General features: G+C 37.8%; 16 protein-coding genes. 7 read left to right on the top strand and 9 right to left on the bottom strand.

What is annotated here, in order from left to right:
* Positions 1 to 193: 193 nt before the first annotated feature.
* The 5 genes from FJR06_RS04350 to FJR06_RS04330 all read right to left on the bottom strand — a co-directional run bounded on the left by FJR06_RS04350 (position 194) and on the right by FJR06_RS04330 (position 5,006).
* A complete protein-coding gene (locus FJR06_RS04350) occupies positions 194 to 1,384 on the bottom strand; it encodes a TRC40/GET3/ArsA family transport-energizing ATPase (RefSeq protein ID WP_015080009.1) in 1,191 nt (396 codons plus the stop codon).
* A 43-nt stretch (positions 1,385 to 1,427) separates the two neighbouring features.
* Positions 1,428 to 1,820 (bottom strand): DUF2358 domain-containing protein, encoded by a 393-nt coding sequence (locus FJR06_RS04345; protein WP_015080010.1) that lies wholly within the window; start codon positions 1,818 to 1,820, stop codon positions 1,428 to 1,430.
* A gap of 77 nt (positions 1,821 to 1,897) precedes the next feature.
* Entirely contained in the window at positions 1,898 to 2,377 is a 480-nt protein-coding gene (locus FJR06_RS04340) for a hypothetical protein (protein WP_015080011.1), read from the bottom strand.
* Between the two features lie 91 nt (positions 2,378 to 2,468).
* On the bottom strand, positions 2,469 to 3,032 hold the full coding sequence (locus FJR06_RS04335; protein ID WP_015080012.1) for a hypothetical protein: 564 nt from the start codon (positions 3,030 to 3,032) through the stop codon (positions 2,469 to 2,471).
* Positions 3,033 to 3,518: 486 nt separating this feature from the next.
* Positions 3,519 to 5,006, bottom strand: coding sequence for a dolichyl-phosphate-mannose--protein mannosyltransferase (locus FJR06_RS04330; RefSeq protein WP_015080322.1), 1,488 nt, complete (start codon positions 5,004 to 5,006; stop codon positions 3,519 to 3,521).
* A gap of 115 nt (positions 5,007 to 5,121) precedes the next feature.
* Between FJR06_RS04330 and FJR06_RS04325 the strand changes: the two genes are divergently transcribed.
* Positions 5,122 to 5,526 (top strand): hypothetical protein, encoded by a 405-nt coding sequence (locus FJR06_RS04325; RefSeq protein WP_168650898.1) that lies wholly within the window; start codon positions 5,122 to 5,124, stop codon positions 5,524 to 5,526.
* A 35-nt stretch (positions 5,527 to 5,561) separates the two neighbouring features.
* Positions 5,562 to 6,614, top strand: a complete 1,053-nt coding sequence (locus FJR06_RS04320; RefSeq protein ID WP_168650897.1) for a tellurite resistance TerB family protein — start codon at positions 5,562 to 5,564, stop codon at positions 6,612 to 6,614.
* Between the two features lie 171 nt (positions 6,615 to 6,785).
* On the opposite strand, the gene FJR06_RS04315 is transcribed toward FJR06_RS04320, so the two are convergent.
* Complete coding sequence (locus FJR06_RS04315) at positions 6,786 to 7,682, bottom strand: bile acid:sodium symporter family protein (RefSeq protein WP_371723393.1); 897 nt, start codon at positions 7,680 to 7,682, stop codon at positions 6,786 to 6,788.
* A gap of 120 nt (positions 7,683 to 7,802) precedes the next feature.
* Here FJR06_RS04315 and FJR06_RS04310 point away from each other — a divergent pair, with 120 nt between their 5' ends.
* Positions 7,803 to 8,150 (top strand): Rieske (2Fe-2S) protein, encoded by a 348-nt coding sequence (locus tag FJR06_RS04310; RefSeq protein WP_015080325.1) that lies wholly within the window; start codon positions 7,803 to 7,805, stop codon positions 8,148 to 8,150.
* Between the two features lie 101 nt (positions 8,151 to 8,251).
* Here the strand turns inward: FJR06_RS04310 and FJR06_RS04305 are convergent, their stop codons facing one another.
* Together FJR06_RS04305 and FJR06_RS04300 are read right to left on the bottom strand one after the other, a co-directional pair.
* Positions 8,252 to 9,568 (bottom strand): tellurite resistance TerB C-terminal domain-containing protein, encoded by a 1,317-nt coding sequence (locus FJR06_RS04305; RefSeq protein ID WP_168650894.1) that lies wholly within the window; start codon positions 9,566 to 9,568, stop codon positions 8,252 to 8,254.
* A gap of 70 nt (positions 9,569 to 9,638) precedes the next feature.
* The gene (locus tag FJR06_RS04300) at positions 9,639 to 10,985 is read right to left on the bottom strand and encodes an ATP-binding protein (RefSeq protein WP_015080328.1); all 1,347 of its coding nucleotides are present in this window, start codon (positions 10,983 to 10,985) and stop codon (positions 9,639 to 9,641) included.
* Between the two features lie 566 nt (positions 10,986 to 11,551).
* Here FJR06_RS04300 and FJR06_RS04295 point away from each other — a divergent pair.
* The 4 genes from FJR06_RS04295 to ctpC all read left to right on the top strand — a co-directional run bounded on the left by FJR06_RS04295 (position 11,552) and on the right by ctpC (position 16,042).
* Complete coding sequence (locus tag FJR06_RS04295; protein WP_168650892.1) at positions 11,552 to 12,790, top strand: aminoglycoside phosphotransferase family protein; 1,239 nt, start codon at positions 11,552 to 11,554, stop codon at positions 12,788 to 12,790.
* Between the two features lie 61 nt (positions 12,791 to 12,851).
* The gene (locus FJR06_RS04290; protein ID WP_015080330.1) at positions 12,852 to 13,952 is read left to right on the top strand and encodes a T3SS effector HopA1 family protein; all 1,101 of its coding nucleotides are present in this window, start codon (positions 12,852 to 12,854) and stop codon (positions 13,950 to 13,952) included.
* A gap of 204 nt (positions 13,953 to 14,156) precedes the next feature.
* Entirely contained in the window at positions 14,157 to 14,525 is a 369-nt protein-coding gene (locus FJR06_RS04285) for a DUF1818 family protein (RefSeq protein ID WP_148765577.1), read from the top strand.
* Between the two features lie 233 nt (positions 14,526 to 14,758).
* A complete protein-coding gene (gene ctpC / locus FJR06_RS04280; protein WP_015080332.1) occupies positions 14,759 to 16,042 on the top strand; it encodes a carboxyl-terminal processing protease CtpC in 1,284 nt (427 codons plus the stop codon).
* 9 nt (positions 16,043 to 16,051) lie between these two features.
* Here ctpC and FJR06_RS04275 read toward each other — a convergent pair whose 3' ends face one another.
* Positions 16,052 to 17,152, bottom strand: a complete 1,101-nt coding sequence (locus tag FJR06_RS04275) for a serine/threonine-protein kinase (protein ID WP_015080333.1) — start codon at positions 17,150 to 17,152, stop codon at positions 16,052 to 16,054.
* Positions 17,153 to 17,283 lie beyond the last annotated feature (131 nt).

Here is a 17,283-nt window from a genome sequence, read left to right as displayed (position 1 = left end):
TATTTTATAATTGCTGAAATGCTTTTTACATATACATTTTCGCAGTTTTTGACCCCTTTTTTTCTTTTCTTTGTGAGAAATCCGGGCATGAGAGCGATCGCTCTGATTATCTCATTTATCTGCCGCTATAGATATTTTTGCACAACAAATAAACAGATCCCGGACTTCTTAAAGAAGTCCGGGATCTCAAATCCTACATGGAATTTACATTGTCAGCAAAGCGAATTTTCAGATAATCATCTTCCATTTTTGCTCCTGCTGGTTGCAGTGCTGCCAAAGCTTGAGGTAATACCAAATTACGGCGATGATTGCCAATAGTAATGTTTAATTCATCTCCCGTTTTTTTCAGTTGAATTTGGCTTTTAGGAATATTGGGGAGATAAAGTTCCAAACTGTATTGGTTATTATCTTTTACCACTCTGATTGTGGTTTCTTTATAATAAATCTGAGTTGGATCTTCATCTTTGTACAGAGTTTCTTTCAACCTTTCCAAAGCTGCTAAACCACACAGTTCTTCAGAGTAGAGAGGGACTTCTTTGACTGGGAGAGGGAGAAAATTGTCGTGAATTTCTTGACGGTATTGTTCTTGATTTTCCTTCCACCGTTGGAAAAATGGATCTGTAACTTCTTGAGGAATAATCCGGTTAGCAATAACTAAATCTGTGGCTACATTATACAAACTTAGATAAGCGTGAGCGCGAAGAGATTCCTTAATTACCATTTTTTCGGGATTGGTAACTAGACGGACTGAGGTTTGAGTATTATCAGTTAAAACTTTTTCCAAAGCTTCAATTTGCTCGTAAAACTCATAAGGTGCGTCCATTACCTCTTTATTTGGTAAAGAAAAACCAGCAATGGGTTTAAAAATAGGTTCTACAAATGGTCTTAGGGCTACGGAAATATTTTGGAACGGTTTATAAAAACGACGCATATACCAACCGCCAACTTCAGGCAAACTTAACAGCCGTAATGCTGTACCAGTCGGGGCAGAATCAATAATTAAAACGTCAAATTCCCCTTCATCATAATGACGTTTCATTCTCACCAAGCCGAAAATTTCATCCATGCCTGGTAAAATTGCTAACTCTTCCGCTTGTATCCCGTCTAAACCACTGGCTTGTAAAACTTGGGTAATATAGCGTTTGACAGCCCCCCAATTACCTTCTAATTCTCGCAGTGCATCCAATTCTGCACCCCATAAATTAGGACGAACAAGGCGGGCATCATGGACTAATTCAACGTCAAAGCTATCAGCAAGGGAGTGGGCTGGGTCCGTACTTAAAACCAATGTCCGATAGCCGAGTTCTGCACAACGGAGTCCAGTGGCTGCGGCAACGGAGGTTTTACCCACGCCACCTTTCCCTGTCATTAAAATTACTCGCATCAATGATTCCTTACTGCCTGAATTTTGTTTACATTTATTTACATTATGATTGATTTTTCACAGAAATGAAATGCTGCTTAATGACATCCAAACGGGAACAGTGCCAATAATCAATATGGGAAACGATTAAACCGTCAGCATTTAGACGTAATTCACTCCAACCAGAAACAGAAATGTGAGGTTTCCAAGGTAAAGGAGAATTCCAACTCATAGTCCATTCAGTTTTAATATTTTCTTGCTGAGATTGGATAGTATGTAAATCTAGTTTGAGATTGGAGAAAAAAGTTTGAATGAATTTAATCATCCATTTGTAAAGTTCAATTCCCCGAAACTTGAAAACAGCATCTTGAAAATAAACATCATCGGCATAAATGCTGTAAGTTTGATTTACCGGAAATCTAGCATAATCGGCTTTAAGAGTTTCAACAATATCCATAAATTGATGTTTTGCTGGTGGTAATAAATTTATTGCGGAAGTTAAGCAGTTTTAGGAATTGATCCGGAAGTTTATTACTACTTTACAAAATTACCTATGATAGATTGTAGCTTTACTCTTGCACAATCTCTTTCTTCTACAGGTAAACAGGATAAAGCAAATTCAAAATCATCTAGTTTCTCCGTTAAGGCATTGACCAATTCTTTTTGACCTTCTGCAATACTAAGTTCAGATTTTTCTAGATCAATTTCTATAGACCCTAAAATTAAACTATTCTGGTTATATTCTTCTATGTCAAAGTCATTTTCTCCTTCAGGGCTAATCATTTTTGATTTAGTGATGTCGAGAATATCTTCATTCGTAAACTCTAAATCAGCTTGGGCTTCTCTTAATAACTGGACGGCTGCTTTAATTTTTTTGTATGCTACTTGTTCCATGATTTTTTTCTTCTCCAAAAGCAAAGATAATTCTTTTTGAGAATCTAACAATGCTTGTTGTTGCTCTTCAATTTTAGCTACTTGGTTTTTGATTTGAGTTTGGATTTCTGCAAGTGTCATTCCCCGGATTCCTTAGAGTTTGCTTTAATAATTTTTACGATGTTGTTATTTGTAATTGGTAAATATCTCCCCTATTTCCCGATTACCTTCTTTACATTTCCACCCAAAGACGTTCTAATTGTCGTTGCCAAGCCGCTAAAACTTGTAATCTTGTCTCGGGATTTTGGTCAATATCTCCTAATAATCCTTCCGCATAAAAACGGTCTAGATTTTGCATAGTGGCTTCTAGAGATTGTCCCTGTTGTTTAGCTGCTTTAATAATTTCGCGCATACGAGCTTCCACCAAATTATTAAAAACATCATTAACACCGGCTTGATATAATGAAATCAGGCGAGCGATGGCATTAGCAAAATCTGCATTACTTAAAGTGCCACTATTATGCTGAAATACCCCCCATACTACCCCGTCATATACAGCATACCGTGCTTCTTGGGTATCATCAAAATTAGCTTCTAGAAACTGGGTGAGAAATGCTGCGGCCTCTTGTAAAGGCATAATTGGCAGCAATACTCGCAACCAAGAATTATCATCTGAAAGCAGCACCAATAACCGAAAATCAGGAGTTTCTACCTGCCAAGAACCAGGGGCAATAGATTTTACAACTTCAGCACTAAATAACTCTGTTAACGTACCTGCTATTTCTTCCGGTGTCATAAAACTTCGCGGGATGTGGGAAACTCAGTCACAAAGCGTGCTGAGAGGGAAACGGCACGAGCGGTTTTAACCGCAGTCAGTCTTTGCTTAACCATTACCGCCTTGGAGTTGTTCGATTCGGTGTGCTTTTGTATTGCACTTTCAATGGGACAATTACCATTTCAAATTTCACAACCCTGTACGCATAATGTTTTGCTCAATAGAGCCTCCCATTTCTGGGGTGATGTTAGCTTCGACCTGTTATAAGAGCTTGTTAGGCTGAAAGCACTGTTCCAGTGACTTTAGAACTGTTTAACTTACAGCGACAGAGCGGGGAACTAGCTATGCCTGACGGCACGCTGGCGCGAACGCATTCCGAGGTGTCGTGACTCAAATAACGGCTACCCTTCGACTACGCTCAGGGTGGTCTGGTCAGTACAGCTTGTTTGATTTCTCTTACAAGCTCAATCCCTTTAGGGTTGAGTTACTGACTATTCCTACTTTTAACTAAATCCAGGAACTAAACCACATCCGCATTCTATAACCATCAGGAGACATGGGTAAACCTAGATAAATAGGCATCCAGAAAATAAAGGCAGCGACAATGATAAAAGTTATAGTCACACCTACTGCCCGAATTTGCCGATAATAACTAAGTAGACATTGATCAACAAACCAAGCGATCGCTATGAATGTAAATACAACCGCAGACATATAATGATAGATGAAAGTACACCTTGTTACCTCCACCCAAGGGAGGAGATTAGCTCCATAATTTATGACTAAAAATAAGCCAATCCAAGTATCAATGGTGAGATTTTTCGGGATAAATAACCGCTTTTTTTCAATTATCGGCATCGTAATTGTGATGATTACCATACCAATTAAAAAGATCATTGCAGCTAAACCAAACCACCATAAAAAAGGATTCCCCATAGCATGAACATCATAAATTACTTTACCAGCACCATCAGGTAAGGGCGGTCCAAAGACAGGTAAGGAATTCTTGGTACTTTGAGCAGTTTGATAATAATAAGCCATTGGTCGAGTTAACAATGGCCATTTATACCATGCAGCGCAATAAGGATGAACGCTAGGACTATTTCCACCTAATTGGAGATGAAAGTGTAAAATTTGTTTATGAACTTCAATAAATCCATATCTTTTATCAAGTTGGAGATGAGGAATCCAAATCAGACTATAAATAACTGCCGGAATAATTCCTAAATAGGAAAACATCTGCCAAATATTTATTTTTGTCAGATTTTGCAAGGGTGATTTTATGGTATCAGTTGGGGAATTATTAGGGTGATTAAAAAAGTGTAAATAAGAAAATAATGGCACGCGAGATGTATGATCAAATGATTGCAACCAGCGAATTATCCAAGCTGCTATCCATACACCATAAGCACCAGTTAAAAACCATAAACCATTCCATTTTGTGCCAATACAAGCACCAAAACTGATTCCAGAGAGAATTAACCAAAACCACCGTTTTTGCTTTTCTAATGCTAATAATAATAACCATTGTCCGAGTAAACCAAAGATAACTATATAGACATTACTTAAAGCATAACGAGATTCTACTAAAAATAAGCCATCACAAGCTGTAAAAAATCCTGCCAATAAAGCAAACCGATGACGATAACTAAATTGATAAGTTAATAAAGTTATGACTACGGGAATTAATGAACCAGTTAGCGCATTTACCCACCGATAATTCCAAGGAGATAATAAAGAATCTGTGAGACTATTTACAGTATCTCGACCAAGGGGAATGTATTTACTAATCCAAATCCCCAACCCGATCAAATATTGGCTTAATGGTGGATGAGCATTAAAAAATGGTGTATGAGTAAGATAGTTGTTACCAAATTTGGCAAAATAAACTTCATCAAATACTAAAGTATTAAATCGGCTGATTCCCCAAAAACGTAAACTCAAGGAAAGTAGAAATATGCCTATTATGCCTAATCGAAACCAAGTTTTTTTCATGATGTTCTTGAGGTGTTTTTCGAGTTAGGTCCCCGACCTCTCTAAAAAGTCGGGGATCTTGTTGTCCACAAATATAGAATAATAGCTCTAATACAGTCAAAAAACTTAATCTACTATGTCACAATTAGAACGACTGCTAAAAATGGCAGAAGATGAACTTACGGAGTATAGCACTGATGCCCGCAAAATGGAAAAACTCCGCCGCAAGATTAGTTTATCAGTACCATTAGCGGAACAGAGGCAACTAAAAGCGACATTATTAGCTACAATACCATCTGGTAAAATTGCAGAAGTTGTGGAGGAGCAAAGACAGACGGTGGCCTTGCCATTTTGGGGAATTGCTGGTTTGGGTTTATTATTGGGGATTTCCCTAAATCAACCCATTGGCTTATTAGCAGCTATCGGGGGGACTGTAGCGGCTTTTAGAATTCAAAAATGGGGTTGGCAATTACAGGCAAATCGTCTATTATTACGGACACTAGAAGATATTGAAACCCGGATTTCTCAACCTAGTAATTAAGTGCAAACAACAAATTAATTGAGGAGATAGAAGTTATGACAAAGTATGATTATATTTTCAAATCGAAAGAGCCGATCAAAGAATCATTGAATGAACAAGAAGCCGTAGCGGCAATTGCGGTGATTACCACCATAGTTGATTCTGGCAGTGAAGACATAGATGCAGAAAGTTTAGCTGATATTCTCTGGGAGTTTGAGATATTTGATGAATACTCAGAAGAAGAAATGCTAGAAACGGTGGACAGACTCATAGAAATTGCCGGAGAGGCTGGATTAGGTTCTTTATTTAATGCTGCCAGTGCGGGGATTTCTGATGAGGCAGTTTTAGATGGTTTTGCGGCTGGAGTGATTATGCTTTTAGATGCGGAAAATTTAATTATTCCAGCAAATAAAAAAGTTTTTCTGAAACAACTACAAATAGCTTTAGAATTGGACGATGAAGAAGCAGAAGAAATTATCAAAGAGATAATTGACTCAGTAGAAGCTGGAGATGAGGAAGAATATCTCGAAGAAGAATATGAAGCAGTCATTTTTAATGAAGCTGGTGAACAATTTTATCAATCACCTTTGGGTAACTTTATAGTTCCTATTCCTTTAAATGTTGAACAGGGAGGAAAACTGCAAACAGAGGAAGGAATGGTAAGTTTTTCGGACGATACTGGTACTTTACTCAGAATTGATTATTATCCTCTCTCTCTAGAACAAATTGATGATCTAGAATCCCAAGAAGATGAAGTATATCTGCATGAAGTTTTGGTGGATAAATATGTGCCTCAAGCAATTATTTCTCATGTTCCTACGGCGGAAGTGAAACATAAAGAATATTGGCAAGATACTTTAGAAAGTTATTACTATGTATTAGTAAATATGCCTCAAGGTTCAACTATATCCAAGCATGAAACTAATGGCAATGGGATGAGATTAGATGCCTATAGAGGATTATTGTCCTTTGTCAATAATGAATGTTTGTATATAGTTAGTAGTCAACGCAGCTTTTTAAATGGTGAAGTACCTGGTTCTATGAAAGCAGAAGCGAAAAAAATGAAAAAAGCTATTTTAGATTTTGTGCGTACGATTGAGTTTGCCTAAATCTAAGGGATAACCCTATTTTGGGCGTAGGTCCTGCGCCCCTAATGGCTTTGGTTATAAAATATTTGGATTTAATGTAGGGGTAGCGCCTCCGTGCCTATCCCGGTATTTGGGGCAACCACAGGGGATTTGCCCCTACAAAATTGATTGGTTTAGTAATTTTGAAAATGTTCAATGAATAGAGTTGGTTGTAGCCAATTTTTTACCGTAACTAATAGCAATAAAGCCGGTTACATACATAAACAAACTGTAAACCGCAGCCGGTACTGCCATATCAGGATTGTTGAGTAGTCCAGCCGTAATTGCGATCGCTAATGTGCCATTCTGAATACCAACCTCGATGGCAATGCAGATTTGTTGAGGAGGATTGAGTTTAAACACCTTGCTAATATGAAATCCCGCCAAGATTGAGATCACATTTAACAGCACAACCGCAACTCCAACTTGGAGAATAAATTCGGGGATACTGTTCCACTCACGAATGATGAGCATGAGTATAATTAGCGCCAGCAAACCAACTGCGAGGCGGTTAGTCAGTTTTTCCAAACGACGGGCAATTTCGGGAAATAGCTGCCCCATTCCCATTCCCAATCCGATAGGCAAAAGCGTCATCAGAAAAATTTGTCCTATTGTTGCCCCAATCGGTAGGGTAATCGCCGCAGTTTCGCCAATGTAGTGCTGGTATGCAAGGTTTCCTAACATCGGAATTGTAAATACTGTAATCACACTACTAAAAGCAGTCAGTGTGACTGAAAGTGCAACATCACCTTGAGCGAGGAATGTAAATATATTTGAGGATGCTCCACCTGGGCAAAGTGCCACTATCATTAACCCCATTGCCATTGTCGGTTGCATGGGGACAACTTTAGTAATGACAAAACCAATAATAGGTAAAAAAATTAACTGACTGATTAAGCCAATTGAGACGGCTTTCGGATATTTCCTTACCCGTTGGAAATCTTCGGGTGCAAGAGATAAACCCATTCCCAGCATAATGATAGCCAAAGCTATTGGTAACATAACTTTAGTCAATAAGCTTGCTTCCATAATCAATTTTGGATGAATAATACAAAAGATAATATCAGACCCAATGGTGGAACATCTGCAAACTGGTAACTTATGATTAGCGATCGCATAGGACACAATTGCGAGAAACTAAGAATAGGTCTTTAAAATTAGGAGAATCTCATGGCTTGGACTCAAGTTTTAGCTGCTAACGCACTGGCTGCTGGTGCGCGGGAAGTAGTCAAAGTGGGCGATCGCAAAATCCTACTCTTAAACCACGAAAATCAGCTTTATGCTGTAGATGATACTTGCCCTCACTTAAAAATGTCTTTGAAAAAAGGAAAAATCGAAGATGGGGCGATAGTTTGTCCCTTCCACCGCAGTGCATTTGATTTGGGTAATGGTGAAGTCAAAACTTGGTGTCCCTTCCCACCCGTAGTTGGTAAATTACTGTCAATGGTTTCCTCAGAAAAAACCTTACCAACCTATCCTCTGAAAGTGGAAGCAGGCAACATTTTGATTGATGTATAAGTAGCTAGGTTGACAGATCCTGCACCCAGGGACTAAGATGCCATAACTCATCTATAGGGGTAAAGCACAATGCTAAACCCCTAAAATTTTCTTGCTAAAAATTAACTAATTTCTGAATATTTAGTAATCATTGTTTTCACATTTAATAAATGTTCTTCAACAATTTCGGGAACTTCGGTATTGGTTGCAATAATTAACTCACCAATCGTATTACTCGCAATTTCATTAATAGCATCAATCAAGAGATTGGGCATAGTAATATTAGCTTCAGCAATTTGTTTAATAGTAGCTCTGGGGTTATCTTGCTCAAGGATAGCTTTCAAAACTTGAATTTCATAAGCGGGGAGATGGTTTAAAAAAGTATCCCATTCCGTTGGTAAAGTTCCTGTGTGATCATGTTTGCCATTTATGGAATCTAATGGTTCTAATAATTCATCAAAAGGAAATAACTCTAAATTATCTTCTTCATTATCGGGAAATGTTTGGGGATTAATAGTTTCCACCTGTTGCAGTAATTCCCAAACTTGATTTTGCAATAAATCCCGTTCGTCTTGTAAGACAGAAATTTGATTTTGCAGTTGATTAACTTCAGATTGTTGTTCTAATGTCTTATTTTGTAAAGAATTGAGAATAGTTTCAAGATGATATTTAGTTGTACTTGTCTGTACTATTAAATCATCTTGTTTAGCAATTTTTAATTCTTGAGTTTGAACTTCTATTCTTAGTTCATAAAGCTTTTCTTCTAGTTGTGGCTTGAGTCTTTCCAGCAAAGTTACATCATTTTCTAGTTCTTGTTTTTCCTGTTTTAATATATCAATTTGAGGTTGAATTTGGTTAAGTTCGGCACGAGAAGCATGACAATTTATTTCTAATCTCCGCTTTTCTGTGATCAGATTATTGCAGCTATTATTCAGTTCTATATTACTATTTTCTAAATGGACAAATTCATTTTTAAGATTACATACTTCGGCTTCAATTTGCTTTTTCTGAGCAGCAAATGTCCCTATGTCTCGATGTAAACTATCCCTTTGACTTCGACAATCTCCAATTTGGTTTTCTAGTTGCTGAGTTTCTGTATATAATAAATTTCTATATTCTTCTAATTGCTGTATTTCTCTAACAATGCGGGATTTCAATCCTTCTATATCCCGAATGCGTCTCTGAAGAGAACCAATCATCCTCAGTTCATCATTTCTGCGTCGTTTATCAACAAGAAATGCGGCTGCATAGGTAGCCAAAACCGTAATTATCCCAGTGAGAAAGGCTTTAGGGAAATCCCAACTGGGGACGAGGCTTAAACCAAAACTGATACTAAAAGCGGCTATGCCTAAGACAACTTGATAATTAAATATTGTTGATTGGACTTTACGAGGTTTTATGGTACTCAAGTTGTTAGTATTATTAGTAATTAACGTCATTATTCCTCACATTTTCATTGGTAAATATACAGTTATAATTAGGTTCATATTACATGATAAGTGACTTTTGTCATGAGTCTATAGGAAGATTTTTAGTTTCACCAAACACAGCTAAATCTGAGTTTAAAAAGTCAATAAACTGCCTTGCGGTTCTGCCAGAACGACCATTATGCCGAGTTGCCCATTGTAAAGCCTCAAATTCTAAATCTTCGGCAGAAATATTGATGTTTGCGGCTAAATGTTGGACAATTTGTAAATAGGTTTTTTGATCTGCGGCTGTAAAAGTTAATGTTAAACCAAAGCGATCGCTAAAAGATAACTTTTCTTGCATTGTATCCCAACCATGAACTTCATTGTTATCCTTGGGAGCAGGTCTATCAGTAAAATATTCCCGGATTAAATGGCGACGGTTAGAAGTAGCATATACAACTACGTTTTTTGGTCTAGCAGTTAAATTTCCTTCCAAAACTACTTTCATTGCTTTAAAACTATCATCATCTTCTTCAAAGGAAAGATCATCAACAAAAATAATAAATTTCTGGGGAACACCTCGCAACAATTCGACAATTTTCGGTAAATCTGGCAATTCTGACTTAGAAACTTCTATTAAGCGCAGGTTTCTATGACTATATTCATTTAATAAAGCTTTAACTAAAGAAGACTTACCCGAACCACGACTACCATAAAGTAATACGTGCAACGCAGTTTCTCCTGATAATAAAAACTCTGTGTTTTTCACTAAAGCATCTTTTTGCCACTCATAACCCACCAATGTAGACAGTTTCACCGAATCAGCATCAGCAATACCCACTAACTGCCCATTTTGCCAACGAAAAGCCGCATATTTAGCAAATAAACCAGTTCCATGTTGCCGATAATAAGCGGCTAAATCTGCCACAGCATCACCCCAATTCTCTAACTCAGGAATAGATGCGATTAAACCCATTTCTGTCCCCACTGCTTCCGGTTCTCGATACCAAACCACAGGGGAAATAGGTAAATGAGTTGCCATTTGTACCCACTCGCTTAAAACTGCACTGTTACATTCATATAAACTTTGTAGTATTTGCAAGTCATGTTGTCCAGCGACTACTAAAGCTGAGGGTAATTGCCTAAATTCCTGCTGTTGTGCCAATTTGCTCAAAGGATTATCCGCAGTGAGAATTTGCTGAATCAGATATTCTTCCCAGGTTTGATGACTACTGGCTAAAGCTTGGAAATAACTACCGTAAGCCAGGAGGCAATCCCGCCCATCTCCATCAGTGTAACGGATGGTTTGTAATAAATTCAGAAACGCTCTGCCTACGTCGCTTTCTAGGACAGATTGGTACAGTAAAAGGGACGCGGCCTGGCGTTGTAGAAATTGAACTGCCGAATAAGATGTAGTATTTGCCGTAAGCATTGCTAGATGATCCATCAATCAACTGAGTAAATTATCTCTCACTATGAGTTTAAGTATAATAGTGACTTTTGACTATGGCATTTTTATCTTAGCTGATTTGATGAAGGAAGAGTAAATTATAACACCCGTGAAAAGTTACATAAAACTTATACCTACAGGAATACAAGTGTAGCCATTTATATATTAAAGTAGAGAGGATTGGGGATGAAAGTAAATCAATACTGATTATAATCAGGATAAATTACTAACATATATACAGAGAATATGGATCACTGACGACTGTAAGTAACCGTTGTTGTCGCTGGATATCTACTACCAATTAATTTGGAAGCAGTAATGTTTTATTCAAGGTGCAAGGCTATACTACAGATATTGTCAAGATCTTATAGTTTCTTCCGTAGATTTGAAAGTAAAAAAATAGCTAATATTGCCATTTTGGCAGGTCTTTCTGACACAAATGGGATATTAGTAGATAGTAGCAATGTTTCGTAAATTTTTTACCATTAACTAAGAACTGCTACAGCCACCTCAATATTGACTGCGGTAATTCTTTAGCCATTAAAATCATTAGGAAATAATTCATGTTATCATCACTATCTTCTCAAAATGTTATCCAGTATCTGCTCAATGCAGGACTGTGTAGCGCGGAAGATGGCGCTGCATATAGATCTGTATTGCCAGAAAATACCAAGAAGAATCGAAATTTACTGGTCATACTAGCAGATAATCGCCAACTGCTAATTAAACAGGAACGGAACATTAATAATGATCAAAGTTCTCATGAACTTTTTAATGAGTCGCTATTTCACCAGTTATTACAGCAATTTCCAGTAATTGGTAATATTGGCGCGATATCATCATCATTGCTCCACTTTGATGCGGAAAATTCTATCCTAGTGCGGAGCTACTTAAGCGAATATGTGGAGTTAGGAAAATTTTATCAACACAGCAGTATTTTTCCCACAGAAATTGCCAGCGCGATTGGTACTACGTTAGCAGGATTACACCGAGCCACGTTTAATAAACGTGAGTATCGTGATTTTATGTCCACTGCTCCCGCAGGACAGTTTCGCTATAATTTTTACAATCCCGCCCAAGGCATACCATCAATAAATCCAGACACATTTGGGACAATTCCCACTGAAGCACTACAATTTCATCTGCTTTATCAGCGTTACGAAAGTTTAGAATCCGCTATTGCTGATTTAGCTTATGAGTGGAAACCATCTTGTTTAACTCACAACGATTTACATCTAAGTAATATTTTAGTTCATTCCCGATGGGAACAGCTAGATAATTGCCTGATAAAATTGATTGACTGGGAAGCTTGCAGTTGGGGAGATCCAGCTTTTGATTTAGGAACGCTATTAGCAAGTTATTTAAGAATTTGGCTGTCTAGTTTAATAGTAGATCCAACATTAGAGTTAGCAGAATCTTTAAGTTTAGCCATGATTCCTCTAGAAGAAATACAACCTTCAATTCTGGCTTTAATCCGGGCTTATCTTGATGCTTTCCCCATGATTTTAGAATATCATCAAGACTTCATTGTGCGGGTAATTAAGTTTGCAGGTTTAGCATTAATTCAACAGATTCAAAATAGAATTGAATGGCAAAAATCCTTTGATAATAGTAACTTATGTATGCTCGAAGTTGCTAAAAGCCTTTTGACTATGCCCGAGCAATCAGTATTGACAATTTTTGGGATCTCCGCAGCAGAAATTTTCCAATCTGTCCCCACATTGCAAAAACTTCCTCAACCCCAAAAGGAACAACAATTAGTCCGTCTTTATTACGAAAAAACTCGTCTGCGCGGTTGTTAGTCATGTTATTCCTGATAATTAGAAATATATTTTCCTGAAATTTGAGGTGCAAAACAAGTTAATGTTTGATGATTCTCCCAATCAAATTTTCCAGTCATTATGCGATATTGCCAGTAATATCCAGATTAAACCTAATTTTTGTATTTACCATCCCCATTATCAACCTTTTGCTTTACCCGCGAATATAGCAAATAGGTTTCAACAAAATCCACCTTCTTTAAAACAGAAGTATTTGAACATACTGCTGAGAAATTTTCTCTATGGAATTTATTATAATGGTTCACTGCAAACAGTCTTAGCTGCAAATAATAATAATTGCCAATCTCAGGTAAATTTCCTAGAAAATAATAGTTTAGGTGTAGATGAAAATTTCTATGAACAGCTACATCATAGCAATCATGGTACAGGCCATTATGAACCCAATTGGCAGATTTTGCGAATTGAACCTGATGGTAGTATGGCTGTGAGTAAGGACGGATTAACCTTATATATTGAGCCAGAATGTCATCTACAACCCCGGAAAAAGTTGCCCAAAGCGGGGGAATTAATAGCAATATGGATGCCTAAAAATCGCTTGCAAAATGGCTGTTATGTGGCAGTTAGCAATATAGGAATAGAAAACCAAGATGCAGAAAATGCTGATTTAGGAGGAGGACGAATTTATTTTAATTTTACGTCAACAGGGGCAATTGCTATTATGGAGAGCCTAACCCAAGCCTTAAATAATGCGGCTATTGCCTTTAGTTTTCAGGTTCTTTATAATCCCGCAGCTTATGGGCGTTATGATGCCGGAGTGCTGCATTTTGAATGCCAAGATTACCCGACAATTCGGACTATTCTTCAAGATATTTATCAAGAACATCAAGCCTATTTTCAGCCAGAAATTCCCTTATTTACTAAATTTTTAGCACCGGGGTTAGGGTTAGCAGAAGAACCAAATCAAAAATTTGCTCCTCAAGAAAGTTTTGGGATGAATCGTTGTCAAATTGTGGCCAATGCGTTGTTAGAATCTTGGCAAAAGGGTAAAAATGCCCTGGAGGAACGGATAGAAGTTATTAATCAACACTTTGCCCAAAATTTAGTTGATATGCAGCATCCTTATCTTAATCCTAGTTCTGAGGATATTTATCAGCCTATGAACTACCCCATCTTACTTCGTTGAAGATGGGGTTTCTAGGTCCCCTTAAACTCAGTGGCGATACCTCAACTACTGAAAGGATAATTTCCCAATTGCGCGGGAAACATCCAGGACACACAGACAGATGGTATATCGAAAAAGCAATTTTTGACTGGGAACGCGATAAAGGACGTTAAGTAGGTGAACACAATAAAAATAAATAATAGCAAGTCTGGTGACTATATAGGTATGGAACGGGTCATTAAAAGTGGGATTGGTTGGCGCATAGGTTGGAATCCAGTTGCACCAGAATTTACAGGATTAGTCGGTACAGAAGATTGGGCGATAGAATTAACGGAAGCAGAATTAAACGAATTTTGTCGCCTTTTTAATCAGCTTGCAGATACCATGAAGCATCTAAGTACGGAGTTAATGGACGATGAAAAAATTGCCTGTGAAGCCGAAAGCGATTTATTATGGATGGAGGTGGAAGGTTATCCTTGTGCCTACAATCTCCGCTTCATCCTCAATACAGGAAGGGGGACAGAAGGTAAATGGGTTGCTTCAGCCGTGTCAGAATTGTTGCAAGCAATCAGAATGCTCAAGCCATCAGCCTGAGTACGGATCTATCGGCACGAGTTGGTAAATTTATAATAGCATATTTGCGAAGTTAGGATTAAGTTGTGCGTTTTGAGGAGATTTTCTCTAATTTTAGGAATTATTAATTGCTCATCAATCCAGTTCTATCCGTAAACAACGTTCAACGGCCAATTCCTAATTACCAATTACCAATCCCTGTGTTAGATTGGGCATACTTGATATATATTTTTTCCTTTGACACAGCCGCCATTATGGTAATTACAAAAAGTAAACTGGTTTTGAGTGCTACGGTGGTAACGCTTTCTACAATCGCCGTTACTGGTCTGGGTATTCACTCAATTGGTAAGGCTTCATTTAAAGATAGTCACAAGGATTTGGTAGATGAAGTTTGGCAAAATATTTACTACCGATATGTAGATGGCACTTTTAATCAGGTAGATTGGCAAGCTGTTCGCAAGGAATATTTAAGCAAGTCCTATACTGATGATAAAGCGGCCTATAAGTCCATTCGGGAAATGCTAAAAAAGCTGGAAGATCCTTACACCCGGTTTATGGACCCAGAGGAATTCAAGAATATGCAAGTTGATACCTCTGGTGAACTTACGGGTATTGGTATCACTATCAGTCAGGATGAAAAAACTAAACAACTGGTTGTGATTGCTCCCATTGAAGATACACCAGCATTTAAAGCCGGTATTTTAGCTAAAGATATTATTCTCGAAATTGATGGTAAAAACGCCAAAGGTATGGATACTAATGATGCAGTATCCCTAATTCGTGGACAATCAGGCAGCAAGGTGAGGTTGACAATTCTGCGGAATGGTCAGAAAAAAGAATTTAATATTCAACGAGCGCGCATTGAAATTCATCCTGTCCGCTTTTCGGAAAAGAAAACTCCAGCGGGGAATCTTGGCTATATTCGCTTGAATCAATTCAGTGCTAATGCCAGCAAGGAAATGAAAAATGCTATTCAAAGTTTAGAAGCTAAAAAGGTTTCTGGATATGTTTTAGATTTACGTGGTAATCCTGGAGGGCTGTTATACGCGAGTATAGAAATTGCTCAAATGTGGATGAATAAAGGCACGATTGTCTTTACTATTGACCGCCAAGGTACACAAGATAAACAAGTTGCCAATGGCAAGGCTTTAACTGATAAACCTTTGATGATATTAGTAGATAAAGGGTCAGCTAGTGCTAGTGAAATTCTTTCTGGGGCATTGCAAGATAATAAACGAGCGACTTTAGTTGGAAATCAAACTTTTGGTAAAGGTTTAGTCCAGTCTGTACAACCTTTAAAATCTGGCGCTGGTTTGGCTGTAACTATTGCTAAATATCATACTCCTAGCGGTAAAGATATTAATAAACACGGTATTGATCCAGATGTGAAGGTAGAATTAACTGATGCCCAACGTCAAAAGTTATGGTTGGGAGGAAGGGATAAATTAGCGACTCTTGAAGATCCTCAATTTGCTAAGGCTGTGGAATTGTTAGGTAAAAAATCGGCTCAAAACACCAATACAATTCAGCAGAATTAAATGATTTCTTCAGCCATTACCAAGAAACCTGGCTTTTAATTCTTCTAATTCTTTATCTATGGGATTATTGCTAGGAGATTGTGGTTGAGAATTAGGGTTTTGTGGTTGGGGTTTACCACCTGTAAATTGAGTTTTTAGTTCTTGTAATTCTTTCTCGATTTGGGTGGAAGTTTTAACCACAGCGGGAGGTTGAGACGTGGGTGGAGTTATTTGTTTGGGTGGTAAAGATGATGGTTGAAAATTCAAATCTTTGATCACTTCATCAACTGTTTGGTAGCGGTGACTGGGGACGGTTTCTACCATTTTGTCAATGATTCGGCTCAATTCTTGACTCACAGGAGTTTTTAGATATTGTCCCCATATCCAAGCTGCGTTATGGGTATCGTAGGAGTCAAAAGGCGATCGCTCTGTTAACAGATTAATACAAGTTACCCCTAAACTATAGATATCACTGGCGAAAAGTGCCTTCCCGCGCATTTGTTCCGGGGCGACATATTCGAGACTACCTATACTGGTTCCCGTGCGGTTTAGGGCTGTTTCTGTGGCGGATTTCGCTGCCCCAAAATCAACTATAACTAATTTGCGATCGCTATTGCGACGAATGATATTTTCTGGTTTAATGTCTCGATGTATGACTCGTTTACCATGACAAAATTGCAGCACTGACAATAAATCATGCAGTAATTGTCGAATCTGCGTTTCATTGAAAGCCCCATTTTGTTCTAATTCTTGGTGTAAATTTAGTCCATTAATAAATTCTTGAACTAAATACTGTCTGTCATCTTGGTTACAATATGCCAAAAGTGCAGGAATTTGGGAATGTTGTCCCAATTCATCCAACTGAACAGCCTCTTGATTAAATAATTCTACTGCCTTTTGTACCGTATTTGTCCCTTGGGATTGGGGGAAAAATTGCTTAATTACACAGGGTGGCTTTGAGGGTTTATCCTCATCTACAGCGAGAAAGGTTCTACCAAAACCACCTTGTCCGATAGGTTTAATAGCGCGGTAACGTTCTTTTAGGAATAATTTCGTCCCACAGGTTTGACAAAACTTAACATCATCAGTGTTTTCTGGGTGAGAACAATGGGGATTAAGACAATAACTCATAAATAAATAAATGATACTTGTCTTTATTGTGCCTTATGCTTGTAAAAACGTGGTTATTAACTTTTATTTTGAGTATCTAAGTCCTCATCTTAGAGGATGTTTTAAAAGTTTTTAATGTGTAAACAGACCCC

This window comes from Dolichospermum sp. UHCC 0352, assembly GCF_009711925.1.
Lineage (GTDB): Bacteria > Cyanobacteriota > Cyanobacteriia > Cyanobacteriales > Nostocaceae > Dolichospermum > Dolichospermum lemmermannii.
This window is presented reverse-complemented; position numbering and strand designations above follow the sequence as displayed.